24 protein-coding genes and 5 pseudogenes are annotated in these 18,566 nt (G+C 39.0%); 14 read left to right on the plus strand and 15 right to left on the minus strand.

Annotated elements, in window-relative coordinates; translation table 11 throughout:
- The 5 genes from KUH03_RS45305 (at position 1) to KUH03_RS04910 (ending at position 5,515) form a co-directional block, all read left to right on the plus strand.
- Positions 1-240 carry a hypothetical protein gene (locus KUH03_RS45305; protein ID WP_306429458.1) on the plus strand — a complete coding sequence of 80 codons (240 nt, stop codon included), beginning with the start codon at positions 1-3 and terminating at the stop codon, positions 238-240.
- Entirely contained in the window at positions 237-2,279 is a 2,043-nt protein-coding gene (gene bglX, locus KUH03_RS04895; RefSeq protein ID WP_306429459.1) for a beta-glucosidase BglX, read from the plus strand. Before KUH03_RS45305 ends, bglX begins: the two co-directional genes overlap by 4 nt.
- A 1,533-nt stretch (positions 2,280-3,812) precedes the next feature.
- Positions 3,813-4,169, plus strand: a complete 357-nt coding sequence (locus tag KUH03_RS04900) for a hypothetical protein (RefSeq protein WP_257091827.1) — start codon at positions 3,813-3,815, stop codon at positions 4,167-4,169.
- Entirely contained in the window at positions 4,162-4,986 is an 825-nt protein-coding gene (locus KUH03_RS04905) for a M43 family zinc metalloprotease (protein WP_257091828.1), read from the plus strand. Before KUH03_RS04900 ends, KUH03_RS04905 begins: the two co-directional genes overlap by 8 nt.
- Positions 4,987-5,173: 187 nt before the next feature.
- A complete protein-coding gene (locus KUH03_RS04910) occupies positions 5,174-5,515 on the plus strand; it encodes a hypothetical protein (RefSeq protein ID WP_257091829.1) in 342 nt (113 codons plus the stop codon).
- 178 nt (positions 5,516-5,693) lie between these two features.
- Here the strand turns inward: KUH03_RS04910 and KUH03_RS04915 are convergent, their stop codons facing one another.
- The 6 genes from KUH03_RS04915 to KUH03_RS04940 form a co-directional block, all read right to left on the minus strand.
- Positions 5,694-6,035 (minus strand): hypothetical protein, encoded by a 342-nt coding sequence (locus KUH03_RS04915; protein WP_257091830.1) that lies wholly within the window; start codon positions 6,033-6,035, stop codon positions 5,694-5,696.
- Positions 5,990-6,289 (minus strand): sulfatase-like hydrolase/transferase, encoded by a 300-nt coding sequence (locus KUH03_RS04920; protein WP_257091831.1) that lies wholly within the window; start codon positions 6,287-6,289, stop codon positions 5,990-5,992. The genes KUH03_RS04915 and KUH03_RS04920 overlap by 46 nt, the downstream gene beginning before the upstream one ends.
- Positions 6,268-6,696, minus strand: a complete 429-nt coding sequence (locus KUH03_RS04925) for a sulfatase-like hydrolase/transferase (RefSeq protein ID WP_306429699.1) — start codon at positions 6,694-6,696, stop codon at positions 6,268-6,270. The genes KUH03_RS04920 and KUH03_RS04925 overlap by 22 nt, the downstream gene beginning before the upstream one ends.
- Positions 6,697-6,710: 14 nt before the next feature.
- Positions 6,711-7,064 (minus strand): hypothetical protein, encoded by a 354-nt coding sequence (locus KUH03_RS04930; protein WP_257091832.1) that lies wholly within the window; start codon positions 7,062-7,064, stop codon positions 6,711-6,713.
- A 290-nt stretch (positions 7,065-7,354) separates the two neighbouring features.
- On the minus strand, positions 7,355-7,843 hold the full coding sequence (locus KUH03_RS04935; protein WP_257091833.1) for a hypothetical protein: 489 nt from the start codon (positions 7,841-7,843) through the stop codon (positions 7,355-7,357).
- A 235-nt stretch (positions 7,844-8,078) separates the two neighbouring features.
- Positions 8,079-8,408, minus strand: a complete 330-nt coding sequence (locus KUH03_RS04940; RefSeq protein ID WP_257091834.1) for a hypothetical protein — start codon at positions 8,406-8,408, stop codon at positions 8,079-8,081.
- Positions 8,409-8,550: 142 nt separating this feature from the next.
- On the opposite strand from KUH03_RS04940, the pseudogene KUH03_RS48120 reads away from it, so the two are divergent.
- The 4 genes and pseudogenes from KUH03_RS48120 to KUH03_RS04965 all read left to right on the plus strand — a co-directional run bounded on the left by KUH03_RS48120 (position 8,551) and on the right by KUH03_RS04965 (position 10,817).
- A pseudogene (locus KUH03_RS48120) lies at positions 8,551-9,466 on the plus strand (cytochrome ubiquinol oxidase subunit I).
- A complete protein-coding gene (locus KUH03_RS04955) occupies positions 9,454-9,801 on the plus strand; it encodes a cytochrome ubiquinol oxidase subunit I (protein ID WP_257091837.1) in 348 nt (115 codons plus the stop codon). Before KUH03_RS48120 ends, KUH03_RS04955 begins: the two are co-directional and overlap by 13 nt.
- 44 nt (positions 9,802-9,845) lie before the next feature.
- Positions 9,846-10,572: pseudogene (cydB, locus tag KUH03_RS04960) on the plus strand (cytochrome d ubiquinol oxidase subunit II).
- Entirely contained in the window at positions 10,569-10,817 is a 249-nt protein-coding gene (locus KUH03_RS04965) for a cytochrome d ubiquinol oxidase subunit II (protein WP_257091838.1), read from the plus strand. The pseudogene cydB and the gene KUH03_RS04965 overlap by 4 nt, the downstream one beginning before the upstream one ends.
- A gap of 86 nt (positions 10,818-10,903) precedes the next feature.
- On the opposite strand, the gene KUH03_RS04970 is transcribed toward KUH03_RS04965, so the two are convergent.
- The 9 genes and pseudogenes from KUH03_RS04970 to KUH03_RS45315 all read right to left on the minus strand — a co-directional run.
- Positions 10,904-11,527: a response regulator transcription factor gene (locus tag KUH03_RS04970; RefSeq protein ID WP_257091839.1), complete on the minus strand. Its 624-nt coding sequence runs from the start codon at positions 11,525-11,527 to the stop codon at positions 10,904-10,906.
- Between the two features lie 14 nt (positions 11,528-11,541).
- The gene (locus KUH03_RS04975; RefSeq protein WP_257091840.1) at positions 11,542-12,441 is read right to left on the minus strand and encodes a sensor histidine kinase; all 900 of its coding nucleotides are present in this window, start codon (positions 12,439-12,441) and stop codon (positions 11,542-11,544) included.
- An 85-nt stretch (positions 12,442-12,526) separates the two neighbouring features.
- Positions 12,527-12,991, minus strand: a complete 465-nt coding sequence (locus KUH03_RS04980) for a hypothetical protein (RefSeq protein WP_257091841.1) — start codon at positions 12,989-12,991, stop codon at positions 12,527-12,529.
- Positions 12,976-13,461 (minus strand): hypothetical protein, encoded by a 486-nt coding sequence (locus KUH03_RS04985; protein ID WP_257091842.1) that lies wholly within the window; start codon positions 13,459-13,461, stop codon positions 12,976-12,978. The genes KUH03_RS04980 and KUH03_RS04985 overlap by 16 nt, the downstream gene beginning before the upstream one ends.
- Before the next feature lie 283 nt (positions 13,462-13,744).
- Positions 13,745-14,056, minus strand: coding sequence for a hypothetical protein (locus KUH03_RS04990; RefSeq protein WP_257091843.1), 312 nt, complete (start codon positions 14,054-14,056; stop codon positions 13,745-13,747).
- Complete coding sequence (locus tag KUH03_RS04995) at positions 14,056-14,316, minus strand: NADPH-dependent FMN reductase (protein ID WP_257091844.1); 261 nt, start codon at positions 14,314-14,316, stop codon at positions 14,056-14,058. Before KUH03_RS04995 ends, KUH03_RS04990 begins: the two co-directional genes overlap by 1 nt.
- 6 nt (positions 14,317-14,322) lie before the next feature.
- Positions 14,323-14,813 (minus strand): annotated as a pseudogene (locus tag KUH03_RS05000) (DUF2480 family protein).
- 45 nt (positions 14,814-14,858) lie between these two features.
- Complete coding sequence (locus KUH03_RS45310; protein ID WP_306429460.1) at positions 14,859-15,242, minus strand: superoxide dismutase; 384 nt, start codon at positions 15,240-15,242, stop codon at positions 14,859-14,861.
- Positions 15,243-15,286: 44 nt separating this feature from the next.
- A pseudogene (locus KUH03_RS45315) lies at positions 15,287-15,484 on the minus strand (superoxide dismutase); the annotation flags it as partial.
- 197 nt (positions 15,485-15,681) lie between these two features.
- On the opposite strand from KUH03_RS45315, the gene KUH03_RS05010 reads away from it, so the two are divergent.
- The 5 genes and pseudogenes from KUH03_RS05010 (at position 15,682) to fabF (ending at position 18,280) form a co-directional block, all read left to right on the plus strand.
- Positions 15,682-16,305 (plus strand): metalloregulator ArsR/SmtB family transcription factor, encoded by a 624-nt coding sequence (locus KUH03_RS05010; RefSeq protein WP_257091845.1) that lies wholly within the window; start codon positions 15,682-15,684, stop codon positions 16,303-16,305.
- An 83-nt stretch (positions 16,306-16,388) separates the two neighbouring features.
- Positions 16,389-16,703, plus strand: coding sequence for a TetR/AcrR family transcriptional regulator (locus KUH03_RS05015; protein WP_257091846.1), 315 nt, complete (start codon positions 16,389-16,391; stop codon positions 16,701-16,703).
- Positions 16,676-16,744 (plus strand): hypothetical protein, encoded by a 69-nt coding sequence (locus KUH03_RS48125; RefSeq protein ID WP_373564779.1) that lies wholly within the window; start codon positions 16,676-16,678, stop codon positions 16,742-16,744. The genes KUH03_RS05015 and KUH03_RS48125 overlap by 28 nt, the downstream gene beginning before the upstream one ends.
- Positions 16,745-16,761: 17 nt before the next feature.
- Positions 16,762-16,980: pseudogene (locus KUH03_RS05020) on the plus strand (TetR family transcriptional regulator C-terminal domain-containing protein); the annotation flags it as partial.
- Between the two features lie 61 nt (positions 16,981-17,041).
- Entirely contained in the window at positions 17,042-18,280 is a 1,239-nt protein-coding gene (fabF, locus tag KUH03_RS05025) for a beta-ketoacyl-ACP synthase II (RefSeq protein WP_257091848.1), read from the plus strand.
- The last annotated feature ends 286 nt before the right edge of the window (positions 18,281-18,566 follow it).

Raw genomic sequence — 18,566 nt, forward strand, 5'->3', positions numbered from 1 at the left:
ATGACAAAGATAACGATATGGATAGTCGGCGCACTGATAACCTATAGCGCAGCCGCAAATGCCCAAAACGATCCTAAAATGGATCAATTTATAGACCAACTTATGGCTAAAATGACTGTCGAAGAAAAGATCGGGCAGCTGAATCTGGTCACTGGCGGTGAAGCGACAACAGGAACTACGGTTTCCACGGATGTGGAAGCTAAAATCGAAATGGTCAGATTGGTGGTATATTCAGTATGAGTACACCATCCAAGATTCGGAAAACCCAAGAAATTGCAATCAAACAGTCCAGGCTTAGGATTCCGATTATCTTTGGTATGGATGTTATCCATGGCTATCGCACGGTTTTCCCTATTCCTTTAGGACTTGCAGCAACATGGGACATGGGATTAATTCAGCAATCTGCCCGTATTGCTGCTGAAGAGGCAACAGCTGACGGAATTAACTGGGCTTTTTCGCCGATGGTAGATATTTCGAGAGATCCAAGATGGGGACGAATTTCTGAAGGTGCCGGTGAAGATACCTATCTAAGTTCAAAAGTTGCTGCGGCTATCGTTCATGGTTTTCAAGGCGATAATTTGGCTGCACACAATACCATGATGGCCTGCGTGAAACATTTTGCATTATACGGCGCCGCAGAAGCTGGTCGGGACTACAATAGTACCGATATGAGCCTTCATCGTATGTACAATGAATATCTACCGCCCTACAAAGCGGCCATAGATGCTGGCGCCGGGAGCATCATGACTTCTTTCAACGACATCAATGGCGTACCTGCTTCGGCCAATAAATGGTTGATGACCGATGTATTACGCAAACAATGGGGCTTTAAAGGCTTGGTCGTAACCGACTATACCGCTGTTAATGAACTCTCAGCACATGGCCTTGGAGATCTGCAACAGGTATCGGCGCTCAGCTTAAATGCCGGAGTTGACATGGATATGGTGGGCGAGGGTTTTCTAACCACGTTGAAAAAATCACTTGATCAAGGTAAAGTCAAACTCACCGATATTGATCGAGCTTGTCGTTTTGTACTGGAAGCAAAGTATAAACTAGGATTATTTGAGGACCCTTATCGTTATTGCGATGATCAACGCGCAAAAAACGTCATCGGTTCTGCAGCCAACCAAGCCAAAGCAAGAGAAATTGCGGCAAAATCATTTGTTTTATTGAAAAATGAAAATCAGATTCTCCCATTAAAAAAATCGGGCACAGTCGCTGTGATCGGCCCGCTGGCCAATTCTGGAGCCAATATGCCGGGCACCTGGAGTGTGAGTGCTGAATTAGAGAAAACAGCATCATTGGTGGAAGGAATGAAAGCGGTGTTGGGTAACAAAGTGAATCTCCTTACGCACTTGGGCAGTAACTTGATGGAAGATCCTACTTATCAAAAACATGCAACAATGTTCGGCCGTACAATAGCGAGGGATCCCCGAAAAGAAGATGAAATTATTGCGGAGGCGTTGAAGGTTGCCGAACAAGCGGATGTCATTGTTGCAGCACTTGGGGAATCCTCAGAAATGTCAGGTGAAAGCTCAAGCCGCTCTCAATTAGATATTCCCCATAATCAGCAAAATCTATTGAAAGCATTGTTATCAACCGGAAAGCCAGTTGTGCTTGTTTTATTTACTGGTAGGCCGCTAACCTTGACCTGGGAAGATGCACATGTCCCTGCTATATTAAATGTTTGGTTTGGAGGCACAGAGACCGGAAAGGCCGTTGCAGATGTATTGTTTGGAGATGTCGTTCCCTCTGGAAAGATTACAGCAACTTTTCCGCGCAATGTCGGGCAAATCCCCATCTACTATGCGCACAAAAATACCGGAAGACCTTATGGAAATTCTGGGGATTTTGAAAAATTTAAATCGAATTATTTAGATGTAAGCAACTCACCGCTCTACCCCTTTGGCTATGGATTGAGTTACACAAGTTTTACTTATGGTGATATTCATCTAGATAAAAACACATTGGACAACAACAGTAGTATTCAAGCGAGTATTAATATCAGCAATACCGGGAAATATGATGCCGAAGAAACAGTTCAGCTCTACATCCAGGACTTGGTTGGCTCTGTTACCCGCCCGGTAAAAGAATTAAAAGGATTTCAGAAAATATATTTGAAGAAAGGTGAAATGAAGACGGTTAAATTTGAGATTAACGTAAAGGATCTCAAATTCTTCGATAATAATCTGAACTACGTAGCCGAGCCAGGAGATTTTAAAATCTATATCGGTCCCAATAGCCGTGATGTTAAAGAGGAGGATTTTAAGCTACTTTAAAGTCGATCTGCCACATTCGCAGCTGGCTTTACTTTTAGATAGCATTCACTCGACACTTATTGAGCACAAATTAACTACTGATTAATACCAACTTCTCCTTTGATAGGGGTTTAACAGGGATATAGCAGGGGTTAACAGGGGTATAGCAGGGTATTCCCTATTAACCCCCTGTTAATACCTTATAAAATTCCTACTGATCTGGTTTTATCTACGAAATTGGTATTAAGTTGGTCATAAGTTAAGTACTAGCTTTGTAAACAACCCATTAAAGCAAATAGGTACGATTTCCACAATAGATCCAATATTCCTTACCGAGAAATTAGTACTGTTAACGTATATCCCTAATCTCTTTGTTATTTCATATTCCCATCAAAGTTTTCAAACAGTAAACGTAATTCCACCGCTTTCTCGGTATAATCCGCTAAAATATTGGTTCGCTCACTTGGATCCCAAGCAATATTATGCAATTCTTCTACCGCATCGTAGGGTTTTCCCTATATTTGAGACCTGCTGGTATGACCGTTGCAAAAGATCTCGTAAACAAATCACGTTCGATTTTTATAGCATTTTGAACAATTAAACATATTTCTCACTTGCAATAGTCTTAATCTATATATTGCTTTTCAAATCAAATTTAAATGAGGGATTCGACCATATCAAAAAAGTATTTGCCTATATCTTTTGGTTTTGAGATTCAATGTTTCAAGCCATGAAATAGCAGGTAACAAGGTTTACAATCGTTTTTAAGAATACTCCGTACCTGTAGTGGGAGAAATATTGCACAATCTACTTTTGAAAGTAGATGGACTGATCTGCCTTCAACCAATGTACATCTTGATACTGTAAGGGTATTTTTGGCATCAAGCTATTTCTTGAAATCAGACAATTATTTCCTGATAAATATTATTATATTGGGTTATACTTTCAGCAAGCTTAATATTGCAAAATTAAAGTCTCACAGGCATTTTATGAGTAGCGGTCTCGCAATTCAATTATCATGGATACCAGCTTTAAGCTCGTGTAAGTGTTAATTTTAAGCAGTGACACAAATCGCTAAACCTGGGAAAATATACACATGATCTACCGCGTTCCGTAACTCTGAAAGTGTAAAATAGGGTCGCCTTTCCTCTAAGACATACAGATAATCACGATACGTATAAATATTTTGAAATAAAACTAAGTTGATCAAGCCAACCTTCTCCATTACTAACAGAATTAAAACTATTTTCTGATATATTGTTACAATTATAAACAACAAAAACAAATTGATAATCAAGATATTTTATATTATATTTTAAAAACACATATTTATATTCGATTTTCTTATATTTTCCTTAATTTTAAAAAATTATAAACTAAATCCATAAATATGAAAAGATTAATATTATCAGCATTGCTGGTTCTTACTTTATTTGGATTTTCATCCTGTGAAAAGACTACTGAAAATCAAGAAAAAACCAGCATAATCATACGAATGAAGATGGTTTGCTTTGTCTGACGAAAATGCCATCAGCGGAAGAAATTGAACGTAAAATGAAAGCTTCCGCACATGCGACTACCGTCGATATAAATCAACCTGTCTGCATAAATGTTTTCTTTCATATAGTACGTCCTGACAACGGAATAGGAGGATTATCACAATCAAATTTAACCGTGACAATAGATAGCCTCAATAGATTTTTCAATAAACATGGTATTTATTTAAAATCAACCGGATCTGATTTTATCAACAACTCACAATTGTTCAATGTTGACACTGAAACTGAGCAAAACCAGTTATTCAATGTTAATAAAACCTCAAATGCTATTGATATTTATTTTGTAAACACATTGGGGGAGCTACTGGGGAGTTGCGCAAGGTATTACCTCGAAAGCATTTATCGTGACTAATAATTATTTCAATAGTCATGTGCCTGCACATGAAATGGGACACTGTTTGGATCTGTGGCATACCTTTCAGGGTACTAGACCTGGTACTAGTGGATGTGCTGAAAATAAAAATGGATCAAATTGTACAACATGCGGTGATTATGTATGTGATACCCCTGCTGATGATAGTTATGGGACGTCGAATGGTTTTAATCCTAATTTTTTTAATGTTATGTCATACTATGGAATGATAGGATCATACTTTACTGATGGACAAAAAACAAGAATGAAAACGGCAATTTTAAATTCAACACTTTTGAATGCTGTTAGAAGTACAACCTGTACCTATCCGGTTTTAGCATCTAACAAAACATTATATTGTTCGGATACTGAAAATCTTTCCTTTACATTACAGAATGGTGGAAACAGTGTCACATGGAGAGTTTCAAGTAACGCTACCATAATCTCTCAATCAAATAATGCGATAACAATTCAGCCAAATGTGCAAAGCAGCACAAGTAGAATCGTATGGGCTGAAGCTGTTTTGCCTTTTCAGACAATTAGAAAAGAGTTTTATATTGGGACACCAAGGGTAGCTCTGACTGCATACTGTACTGATAACAATTCTTCTTACTGTCACCTTAACTGGATGGGATTCCCAACACAAAGTGTCGGACAGCCTTTCTCATTGTCGATATCGGGTCAGGGAGATACATGGGTAGATGCAGATTATGAATGGGAGAAAATTAGCGGGGACTTCAACTTTACAAATGATGGTGGTTACCAAACTAATCCAGTGAACAATGGAACCAAAAATATAGGAAAACCGCTACCATAAAAGCAAATAGTTCTGGAGGTTCTTCTAGCATGCACTTTAAAATTCGGGCTAAAAATGGGTGTGGGTTTGGACAATCCCAACAAATTTCATTTGACGTTCTATAATTAACGATAGGTAACATAAATAGATACATATGCAATTTTCGGCTTTAATAATCACTACTGTCATTTTATTGTCTTGCAATAAAATGACAGTAAACAAGGACTTCAACGGAATTCAAGGCAGATGGAAGGTTGTCGCAGCAAACTCTGGTGTACCAGATAATCACCATAATGTTGAAAACGGCCCAGAACTGATGTTTAAAAAAGATGGAACATTCTGGTCGAATATGCACAGCTGTCAGAACGGAAAGTATATAGTCACAAAAGATACCATTACACTTGAATATACTTGTACTGATGTCGAAGAAACAACCTATAGAATTCAAAAACATTCGTATTCGCTAAAAAATGGCATATTAAGAATGAAAGAGTCGTTTCTAAATTGTTTTGAAGATTGTTATTATGATTACAAAAAGATTTCGAATTAATAGTATTATAGGCTTATTGAAATGTCCACATTCCATTTGGACAAAAAGAGAATCAATCCCGCTCATTGACTTGTTGTTATGTTAGGGCAAAGGCTTTCAAACTCCTTTAGAATAATAATGAGGCAAAAAACAAATAAAGCGACATTTTTTTGAAATTGTCGCTTTATTTGTTTTAGAATTAATTCTTCGCCGGCTTCATATTCCCATCGAAGTTTTCAAACAGTAAACGTAATTCCGCCGCTTTCTCGGGATAATCCGCTAAGATATTGGTTCGCTCACTTGGATCCCAAGCAATATTATGCAGTTCCTCTACTGCGTCATAGGGTTTTCCCGATATCTGGTTGACACCCGCCGGTACTCGTCTATATTTCCAATCACCCGATCGAACAGCTTCAACGTGACCGTAGTTTACTAAAAATATAGGTCGATGCACAGCCTTTAAATCCTCTGTTTTACCACTCAATAAATCATCTATTACCTGGCCATCGATGGATTTTTTTGGAAGAGGAGCTCCGTCCATTTTGCTATTGTCGGTAACACATCTAAGTTGCTGATCGCCTGTCTAATTACCTTACCTTCTTGCGCATATCCTTTTCCGTATACGATGAATGGAACACGTACTCCACCCTCGGTCGTTTCGGCTTTTGATCCCTTAAATACTCCAGCGGTACCCACATGCCAATTTTTTGTTGCATGGTCATCTGACATCCGTGAAGGATAGGCAATCCACGGGCCGTTGTCACTTGAGAAAATCAGAATAGTATTATCTGCCAATCCTTTTTCTCAACTGTCTTCCAAAGTTCGGCAAAGTTATGATCCAGCTCACGCATCACCGCTCCTAATGGGCCTGCATTCTGTTGATCGGCAAACTTATTCTTTTTGTTCGCAAAAGCCAATGGAAGATGTGGGAAATTGTGCGCATAATATAAAAAGAATGGGTGGTCTTTATCTTGATTTTCAATGAAATCTACTGTTTCCTTATGGTATAGGGCACTTAAATCCGAATCATCAGGTGCGACAACCTCTGGCTTTCTATTTCTAAATATTTTAATCACAGAATCCGTTTTTACGTATGGGTCGCGATAGTCATGACTATACAGCATCCCATAGAAAAAATCGAATCCTTGTTTATTGGGGTGATGATAAGCTTGTTTATCACCAAGATGCCACTTACCGATCAGCCCCGTACGGTACCCTACTTTTTTAGTAACTCTGCAATAGTTTCCTCCTCATCCGGTAGCCCGAGATTTGATCCGGGACCGATTGGGGCAGGTAGATTATAACGGAAGCATAACGCCCGGTCAGCAAAGATGCCCGCGAGGGGGTACAAGAGGGGTTGACACCATAAAATTTGTTGCCCGCACACCTTTACTGGCGATTGAATCCAAAAAGGGGTTGAAATATTCGGACTGCCATAACAGCCGAGGTCACTGTACCCTAAATCATCTGTAAGAATCAGGATTATATTAGGCTTCTTATTTTGTGCATTAACAAATGTAACGAAGAGAAACATGGCCATTGCCATGAAAAGTTTGGTATACCGCATCATGATAGTATTATTTAATTGAAAACACTATCGCAATATAAGAAAATACGAACAAGTGCCAACGCCAATCGAAAACTTGTTTCTATTTTGAAGACAGTAGGGAAGCGAGCGCCTCCCCTGCTGTCTATTTGAGAAAAGATAAGGGAAATTTATCTATCACAAATATAAAAGATATTTCAATATAATCTACTAATTCTATAGATTTTATTAAAACATATGTAAAATCCGGTTTAAGAGTAGAAAAACACGCAATTAAACCCTAACTACCAATAGCTTATAAACTTAAAATTTATTTATTTCAAGGACTTAAGATAATCCTTGATTAGTACTACACCTTCCTCATGAAGTATAGTAGTTCCCTTTTGAGGCATATGCATCTCACCTAGTACAGACATTCGTCCGATAATTTTTGCCTGTTTGAGCCAAATCCCAGTTTCGTTTATAGGACTTTCAAATCTGAGATCAAGCATAGTCATATAAGCGGTTCCCTTGGGATTATGACAATGCGCGCAATTCACCTCGAGATAAGCTCTTGCCCGGTGCTCGGTAGATTGACTAAGGTCATCATAGCTAGGTAGCGAAGTTAGTTGTCTCAATAACGGAATATCTATTATACCTTTATCTTTCAGATATGCTAACTGTTGAATTGTGTCACGATCCCGTAGCACCACCCGATTTAAATTTTTGACTTTGGGACCTATCGGGAGCATACGATCTCCCTGACGATGACATGCAATACAGTCTGTACGTGAAGGAATGATATAATTTGTCTGTCGTTTCACGCCTTTATTATCTAAAAATGAAACCGGTACAACTGCACTATCGGCTAATAAGAAGGCCTCATCTTGGGTCGAATTCCATTGATAGGTTGCTGCATTCCACTGCCCCCTTGTTGATCAGGAGACGTGTCTCAAGCAGCACGAATGTAGACGCTTGTACAGTGTCTTTCTTTGGGTAAAAAAGATTTGGCAATAATGGTTCCATCCGGAAAATCTGGCAATCCATCATCAGAAGCCACTATTTTCTTTCCTTTTGGCAGGAAAATAACACGTTTTTGTCGGCATAATCTGTAAATAGTGCGGAAGCCAGCTCATAAGAAACCCCTTGATCATTGGGTACGAGATCAGCTATTTTCCCTTTGAACAATCCGTAATCGGATAATTTATCCCTAAATACGACATTATCCGCCGCTAACTTGCCTCTGTCCTTGTTGTTGAGTAGAATAAAAAGTATGGGTATCAGCAAAACACCCATTAAAATTATCGCTTTTTCATACCTCTTGTGCTCCGCTTCCCTTTCGCTATTTTCTGTTGTCGGAAGCGAAGATAAGACAAAAAAATAATACACTTTGAAGGGTAGGTACGACAAAAAAATAGCTATATTTAAATGTCATTAACCAAAAATCGGATCCATGGAAGACATGATTCTTTACAATCGGCTTCAATTTGCCTTTACAATCACATTCCACTATTTATTTCCCCAATTGACTATGGGATTATCATTGATGATTGTTTATTTCAAATGGAAATTTTTACAAACACACAATGAAGATTACAACAATGCATCAAAATTCTGGATGAAAATCTTTGCACTGAATTTCACCATGGGTGTGGTGACAGGTATACCCATGGAATTTCAATTTGGCACAAATTGGGCAAAATTCTCTGAGCTCACAGGGGAATCATTGGGCAGACCTTGGCCATGGAGGGAATGTTTTCATTTTTCCTAGAGTCTTCTTTTTTGGGCATGTTTCTCTTCGGAGAAAAATTACTTGGTCACAAGCTACATTTTCTCTCCGGTTTGATGGTATTCATTGGATCTTGGGCGAGTGGATTTTTAATTATTGCCACGCATTCCTGGATGCAGCACCCTGTAGGTTATGAAATTCTCGAAAATGGCAAGTTTGTACTCAACAATTTCAGTTCTTTATTTAGCAATCCGTGGTTATGGCCTTCTTATCTCCACAATCAAGCTGGATCTCTGGTTACAAGTTCTTTTTTGTTGCCTCTATAGGAGCTTTCTATCTCCTCAGCGATAGACATAGCAAATTTGGAAAGATATTCGTTAAAAGCGGGGTAATCTTTGGTGCCATTTCATCTGTCATGCTCGCATTTCCTACAGGAGATCTAGCTGCCAAAAATGTGGTAAAATATCAACCTGCATCATTCGCAGCGATGGAGGGTATCTTCAAAACAGAAAAAGGGGGATCCGAAATTATCCTGATCGGCCAACCTGATATGGAAAACAAAAAACTGGACAATAAAATTGCAGTACCTAATGTTTTAAGCTTCCTTACCTATCAACGTTGGGATGCAGAAATAAAAGGCCTGAATGAATTTGACGACTCATTGCATCCAACGAATGTCCCGGGCTCTATTATAGCTATCACATTATGGTTGGTTTAGGCACAATATTCATTGGAATCATGGTATTGGGTAGCTTCTTACTTTGGCGAAACAAGTTATATCAGACCAAATGGTTACTGTGGATCATTATGTTTATGATCCCTTTTCCTTATATCGCCAATACGGCAGGTTGGTATACATCCGAACTGGGACGACAACCTTGGTTGGTCTACAACCTGATGCGTATGGTAGATGGGGTTTCGCCCACAGTATCTTCTGGTAATACCTTATTTACTTTACTGGGATTTGTCGGACTCTATATTCTTTTGGGATTGTTGTTCCTTATGTTGGTATTGAAAATTATTCGAAAAGGCCCGAGCCTCATATTGCTTTAAACTAATTTGTTATGGAAATATTCTGGTTTATCGTATTGACTTTTATGTTGGGCATTTATGTTGTCCTCGATGGTTATGATTTTGGAGCGGGCATTGTACATTTATTCTTTGCAAAGACCGAAGAGGAAAAAAAGGCCGTAACAAATGCTATCGGGCCTTTCTGGGACGCTAATGAAGTTTGGCTGATCGCATCTGGTGGTGTTTTATTTTTGCTTTTCCAACACTTTATGCCTCATCTTTTAGTGGGTTCTACCTCCCGCTGATGCTCGTATTATGGTTACTGATCTTTAGGGCAATAAGTCTTGAACTGAGAGGACAAGTGCATCACCGACTTTGGGAAGCATTATGGGATAAAGCTTTTGGTTTAGCTAGCTTACTCCTAGCACTATTTTTGGCGCTGCATTAGGCAACGTCGTTCGGGGAGTCAATCTGGGGATGGTTGAAAACGGGGTATCCACGCAAGAACCACATTATTTCTTCCTCGCACTCTGGAACCCAACTTTCGACCCTTTGGCTGAACATCAAGGTATCATTGACTGGTTTACACTGATACTAGGTTTAGTAGCAGTCGTCACCCTGACTATCCATGGTGCGGGATGGGTTATATTAAAAACATCCAGCACCCTAAATCAGCGTCTTAAAGACATCATATTTAAATTGAATTTCGTATTACTTGTATTGGTCATGCTATCTGCTTATGTCTGGCATTATGTAAAACCAATCTCCTTAAATAATCTGCAAAATCATTATTGGCTCTGGATATTCCCTTGATTGCAGCGATTGGCCTGCTGGGACAATTTTGGATCAGGACGTTCAAAAAAGATGGTACGGGTTTTATGTTCTCTTCCCTATTTATACTGGGAAGCTTTGCAACCACAGTGGCCTCTATGTTTCCAACCTTATTACCATCAACCAATGAGGTAAACCCCTCGCTTACCATCCAGAATGCCGCAGCACATGAATATGGCCTATCCGTAGGTTTGGGATGGTTTATTTTGCAGCAATTTTGGTCGTAGCCTATTTTATTATTCAATTTAGGGTCTTTAAAGGAAAACTGGATGATGTCGGTTATGGTGAGCATTAGCATAATGGCTCCGACAAGCTAGAACCCCAACAATTTATGTGTTAGCGCAAGTTGTACCAATTCGATCATATTTTTCACTTTAAATTTGGTCAGAAGATTGCGTCGGTGGGTTTCAATCGTAACGGGACTTAAAAATAGTTTCTCCGCAATCTGATTACTGGTATAGCCATCGGCAACCATCGTCAAAATCTCTTTTTCCCTTCGTGTTAAACGTGGAAGATCTTCCAGGGACGTGACCGCTCCGGCATAAAGATCCTTTGCTTTATCGCAAAGCGCTTCTTTCCCTTCAAGTCCAAGTTGTACACAACGAAGGAATTCGTCATTAGAAACATCCTTTAGGATATAACCATTCCCGCCATTTCGCATAAACTGAAAAATAAGATTACGATCTGCTAAATTGCTCAATGCAACAACTGGAACTACCGGAAACAGCTTCTTCACCTGTAGACAGACGTCCAATCCGCTGGTATTCAAAAGCTGCATATCCATAAGGACCAAATCTACTTCCGTCGTATCCAAGAATTCGATCAATGATACTTGCTCCAGAAATGAATATATCTTATACCCTTTTTGATTATTGAGAAAAGAAGTCACCCCTTCCAATAATAAGGGATGATCGTCCAACACGGCAATAATTTTCATACATTAGTTTTTAACTAAACACCTACTCCTATTTCAATCTGTGTACCCGATCCAAGTTTGCTCTGCATAGCAATAGATCCATTGATCCATTTGATCCTGTTGACCATATTATTTAATCCCATTCCATAATTTGCTGCGGAAGAATCAAACCCTTTTCCATTGTCTTCAATCAAAACCTGCAATATTCCCTGTGATTTACTTACCTGAACAATAATAAGGTCTGCATCTGCATATTTCAATGCGTTTGAGATCGCTTCCTGGACGATCCGATATATTGCCAACCCTTTTTGGAAGTCAAGGTGTACTTCGTCCTCATAATTTTCAAATTGGATCTGCACCTTATTATTCCGCATCGAAAGACACAATTGTTCCAATGCTGCTATTAGACCAAATTGCCGTAATGAATCGGGCATCAGATTATGCGATATCCGTCGAACTTCGCCCAAAATATCGTTCAGTTTTTGCGGTAGTTCATTCGTCAAATCGAATTCGCCCTTCTGCTCTCCAGCGATCTTAAATTTCAATCCTGTCAGCATGCCACCAATACTATCGTGCAAATCTTGTGCAATACGCTGCCGTTCCTGTTCTTCAGCTTTGAGCATCGACTCGGAGATTTGCAACTGTTTTTCCTTCGCCAGTTTCTCCAAAGCAATCTCATGATTGATCTGGATCTGTCCATTCAGCTTCCGTTGTTTTCGATAAGAAAAGGCGACAAATAAAACAACGATGAAAAGTAAAATAGCAATGCCTAAAACGAGAAAGATCTTAAATTGATTGCGATCTTTCTCAGCACGCAGATTTAAAATCAATTTTTCTTTTTCTACGGTTTTGTATTTCGCCTCCATTTCGTTCATCTTCTCCAAAAGCTGGATTTTCTGAATACTATCAGAGAGCTTACCCGCCACATTGGACATCTTAAGTGCTTCTTTGTAATCCCCATCAATTCATTCACAGCAGCCAATTGGCTATAAACAATTTTACTGTTGTAAAGATCGCGTGTCAACAATCCATTTTTATGATCTCCTCCAATGGCAATTTCGCTTCAGCATATTTTTTCTGCATCAAATAGACATTAAACTTTCTGAAAAGCATCATCTGGTAGGATTTCCAATTGTTCATTTTCTTCGACCATTCCAAACCGATATCCAACATACGTAACGCTTCATCTGTCTGTTGCTTTGTCGTAAAATAGAGTGCTTCATTATAATAATAATTGGGGAGTTGGGAGGAGTTGGGTCTGTCTCCTAACATGACCTTGGCCTTATCTAACAATTGTCGGGCCTCTTTTGATTTAACCTGGTAGCAATAGGTGCTAACGGCATTTAAATAGGCTACCAGTAGTGCTGTACTCGCTGGTTGTTGTTCCAGCTGTTTGATCGCAATCTGATGATACTCATCTGCTTTTGCCAATTGATTGGATGACATAAAGGCCATACCGATCATGGTATTTATCGCACCTTCCATGAGCGGATCGTGTGCCTTGGCATAGGGCATACATTTACCATTGAGTATATCCAGTAAATCAGCAAAACCTTTTTTGGAAATCGAATTAGCCCCAGATTATACCAAGCTCTGGCCAAAAGTCCCTGTTGAAAAGGCTGTTTGGCATCTGCAAGAATATCTACGCACTTTTGTGCTTCAATCCCCGCACGTTTACTGTCTAAAAATTGTCCATAGTAGAAGCTTTTGTAAAGCGCTCCCATTGCGTGAAGGCTTCGAAAAGGTTTAGCCAATCGCTCCCCTTGTCGCATATTTTCCCAAAATTTCACGGTATCCCGAAAACGGTAGTAATCTGCCAGATAAAAGTATTGTATTGCCTGTATACTGTCACTTGAGGTCGACTTCAATAACATTTCGGCATCCGCCCGATATTTATCCTCATTTAATGGCAGAAAACTTTGGGCATTTGTATGCTGTATAGTGAAACACAGCATACAATAGGTAATTAACTTTAACAAAACTCTACAATGTAACCTCATTAATCAGATACCTTATATAATATGAAACAATAATAACAGTTTATTGCATTTTTTTGAGATGCAACGCCAAAGATGTGCTATTCTGGAAAATTGAGTGAATACGACGAACACTTCAACACACAGTTTCTCAAAACTAAGCAATTTTGAAAACATATAAAGCACCTCAATGGAGATCGAGGTGCTTTATTATTACTGATGCAGCAACAATTTTTAAACTGCTTTTAGGAAAATACTATTTTCAGGAACGTCCCGGCAGTGTTTCAAACACTGCTGTTCGTGTGGTTGCGATATTGATCAACAGATCCAATTTACGTTTATAATCCGACGATATCTCCTTTGAGCCTGTGTTTTCAAATAGTTCCCTTTTTACAATAGGTACACTAAAAGGTAAAGTCCATGCCCGTAATGATTTTGCTATTGCATCCATAGCGTTGATCCCTTGTAGAGCCTGTACGCCATCCGCCCAACAAACCAGTCCTATATTTTTATCGGTGAGATATGCCGGACTGTTCTTTGCGCTTATCTCTAGCCAATCCAAACAGTTTTTCATTACCCCGGTACACTTCCGTGATATAAAGGAGATAACCAAAAATGCAGGTCTGCCTCCAGAAAGAGATTGTTCATGATCTTTACACTATTGGGTATCCTGCTGAGGCTTGTATCAAATAGTGGTATTCCACTATCCGCCAGGTTAAAAACACTATTCTCAACACCAAGCTGATTCAATTGTTCAGCGAAATAATTAGACAATACGCCGGAAGTAGATTCTTGCCTACGCTCCAAGGCGCCATTAAATATGAATGCTTTCATTGTTTCTTATGCTCTTTTAAAAATAACTTTTGGCATTCCGACCTCTCCGTACATCAATGTTGTAACAATCGGAATTAAGCGTGCAGCAGCTAGCATATAAAGTGATTCTGGCATATTTGGCCTTGCTCTCACAACCACTTTTTGATCCTTATACTGAGACAAATCTGCCCGCTTCAAATTCTGGGTCCATAATTCCAATTCCAATGTTTCCACGCTTTTAAAATCGTAATAAGCCACATCAGGATGGAATTTATCGGCTAAAGCCATATAGATCCAGGGGGAATGATGGCATCAACAGAACAAGTAAAAGCAACGGCTTTGCCTATAAAGGGTGTCAACTCCAATGCAGCAAGAGCCGCTTTAAACTCCTTTTCTTTGACGATCATTTCTTGGTAAAACAATGTCTTGATGTCAAATTCTATAATTTCAAGTGTGGTTTTGAAATCAATGAGATCGAGCGCCAAAATACCCGAATTTTCAACCTTATTTACAAACATGTTATTTTATAATTATTATCTCCGCTTGATCGCATGTTCAAGGTTTTAAATCAATTTATCGATCGCTTCTTCGTACTGCTTTTCGACGACAGACCAATCCAAGACAGACCAAAACGCATCCAAATAGTCTGCTCTCTTATTCTGATATTTCAAATAGTAGGCATGCTCCCATACATCAACACCCAAGATTGGTACACCTCTACTTGTCAATTGTGTATCCATTAATGGATTATCCTGATTAGGTGTCGCTACGACGTCCAAAGTACCATTGTATTTGATATAAAGCCAAGACCATCCAGAGCCAAATTGTCCAAGTCCTGCATTTTTATCCTCGTTTTCAACTCGTCTAAAGAACCAAAAGTTGCATCTATTTCCTTTGCCAACTTTCCGGTAGGCACTGTTTTCGGTGTTGCAGATAAAATTTGCCAAAACAAGGAATGATTGTAGTGCCCGCCTGCATTGTTGCGAATAGCAGGACTATATTGACTCACTTGCGCTAGGATATCCTGCAATTCAACACCTTCAGCACCTGTACCAACAACGGCTTTATTTAAATTGTCGACATAGGCCTGATGATGTTTTTGATGATGAATCGTCATTGTCTCCTGATCAAAATAAGGTTCAAGTGCCCCATAGGCATATGATAAATCTGGTAATTGAAATTTGCTCATGTTATTTTAGTTTTATTGTTTTAATAATGAATCAAAACTAAATAATAGACATTAATAAAACAACTAAATAGTTGTTTTATTAATGTCATAAAATTATGCGTTTGCTTGGCAAAAACTTTAATGCTATTCATTATGGCAACAATTGAAAAAATAGTATCTTTGTTTAGAAAACATTAAAACAACTTTTTAATTGCCAAATGCAGAAGACTCCAGCAGATAGAATATTAATGTTATTAAAAATGAGAGGCGAGGTTACCGCTGCGCTTATTGCGGCTGAGCTGGGTATTACAAAAGAGGGCGCCCGCAAACACCTGCTCAATCTTGCCAATCAGGGCCTAATCGAATCTTATGCGAGAAGTGAAGGCATAGGCCGACCATCTACCTACTATTGTCTTTCAACATTAGGGCTGGCAAAATTTCCAGATAGTCATGCTGACATTACCGTACAACTCCTGCAATCCATTAAACAATTGCTTGGTGAGAATGCCTTGGATCTATTGATTACAGATCGAGAATCTAAAGTATATCAGAAATATATGAATGCTTTGTCTGATACCAAATCAATCGAAAAAACTGGATATTATTGCAAGCAAGAGAACGGAAGAGGGATATATGGCCGAATGGAAAAAGAAGCCGAGTCCTATCTCCTTATTGAAAATCACTGTCCCATCTGTGCCGCAGCAACTGAATGTCAAGGTTTTTGTCGTTCAGAGCTTCACAATTTTCAACAACTTATCGGCCCATCCTATTCGATCAGCAGAATAGAATACATTATCGAAAATGGTTCCCGTTGCACTTATCGTATAACTGAAAGAAAATAATGTAAATTTTCAGTCGCATCCTACAGAAAACAATAATATACCAAAAAGTATTTTTATCTTTGAAACCAAAGAACAGTCTCATCATGGCAAAAGCAGAACAGACCCGACAATTTATCATTGAGAAGACAGCCCCTATCTTTAATAAAAAAGGATACTATGCTACTTCACTTTCAGACATCACTACAGCTACAGGTTTAACTAAAGGCAGTATCTACGGTAATTTTAAAGACAAAGATGATTTGGCGCTTCAGGTTTATACCTATCAAAGTAAAAAAATAGCCGATGGCGTAGATCAACAGCTTAACCAACACAGAACAGCTTTAAAAAGCTTTTCGCATTTTTTGATTTTTACAAAGAAAATTTCAAAAACATCGCTGCATCAGGAGGATGCCCATTGATGAATGCTGCTATTGAGGCCGATGATTCGCTCCCTTTTTAACGCCAAAAGTCAAACGATCATTTGCGCTTTGGCGGCAACGATTGATTTCAATATTAGAAGAAGGAATGACGAGTGGAGAGTTTAAACAGCATATTTCTGCTGAACACTTTGCGATTACCTTCATGGCGATGATTGAAGGTGGAATTTTACTTGCAAAAATCTCTGGGCGGGGTAAAGATCTTACCATCGTATTAAATAATATGAAAGAAATGGTCGATCGGGAGATCAGAATTTAATTTTTTTAACAAAACAGATACCAATCGGTATATTGACACATTAATTCTAAAAAAAAAAAAAATGAAAAGAGTTGTAATTACCGGCATGGGAACAATTAACCCATTGGGAGAGAACGTTGATACATTCTGGGATAATATCTTACGTGGTGAGAATCATACAGCGATCATCAGCCGTTTTGATGCGTCTCTGTTTCGAACGCAAATCGCAAGTGAAGTCAAGAACTTTCAACCGGAGAAATACTTGGATAGAAATGAGATCAAGAGAAGTGACCTATTTACGCAATATGCTTTGTATAGCGCATCTCAGGCCTTAGAAGATTCCGGTTTAGACCCAAGCAGCATGGATCCATTTGATATTGGAGTCATTTGGGGTGTCGGTCAGGGCGGAATGGAAACATTTGAGAATGAAGTTGAAAGTTATGTAAAAGGCAATTATATACCACGGTTTAGTCCATTTTTCGTCCCTAGACTGATTGTCAATATGGCTTCAGGAATGATATCGATGAAATTTGGCTTGAAGGGAATCAATTATACAACGGTATCCGCCTGTGCGACCTCCAATACTGCTTTCATGGATGCATTTAATTATATTCGGTTAGGCAAGGCTAAAGTTTTTATTAGCGGCGGTTCAGAAGCTCCTATTACTCCGGCTTCAGTTGGCGGCTTTTCCGCGATGAAAGCAATGTCCAGCAGACACGATGATCCTAAAACGGCAAGTAGACCCTTTGATCGGGATCGCGATGGATTCGTCATGGGCGAAGGGGCTGGGGCTTTGATACTGGAAGAGTATGAGCATGCTAAGAAAAGAGGTGCAAAGATATATGCCGAGCTTGTCGGTGCTTCGATGACTGCCGATGCCTACCATATGACTTCACCTCATCCCGAAGGCATAGGCGCAGCAAAGGCAATGTCACTTGCAATGGAAGAAGCTCAAATCAACAGTGACCAATTGGACTATCTGAATCTTCATGCCACATCTACCCCTGTTGGTGATATCGCTGAACTAAAGGCTATGCAACTTGCATTTGGCAAATCCAACAACCTCTGGGTCAGCTCAACCAAGTCAATGACTGGGCATCTGCTTGGTGCAGCAGGAGCAATTGAAGCAATTATCGCCATAAAGTCAATCAACAATAATGTAATTCCAGCAACGATAAATATCGAAAATATTGATCCTGCAATTCCTGAAGGCATCAATATTGTTGTCAATCAACCCATGGAAAAGACTGTTCAAACGGCAATGAGCAATGCTTTCGGCTTTGGTGGGCACAATTCAAGTATTCTCTTTAAAAAGATTTAATTTTTTAGAAATATCTTGACAAAGTGTAATAAACACACTATCTTTGTTGTATCATAATTTAGGTTTATAATTGGTTATTTAAGGTTTTCATTCTCCCCGTTTGAAAACCTTTTTTTTATGCCTATTCAACTTCCTTAAAGATAAATAAATCTAACCTTCATTATTTTTCTCACACAATAGACCTGATAAAAAGTGTCTATAAATCAAAATTTTGACCGTTTCTACTGCGATGAAAGCCATCGAAATTCCCCACACACCTATGCGATGACAATTGATTCCAAATGCT

Source organism: Sphingobacterium sp. E70, assembly GCF_019285695.1.
GTDB classification, from domain to species: domain Bacteria; phylum Bacteroidota; class Bacteroidia; order Sphingobacteriales; family Sphingobacteriaceae; genus Sphingobacterium; species Sphingobacterium detergens.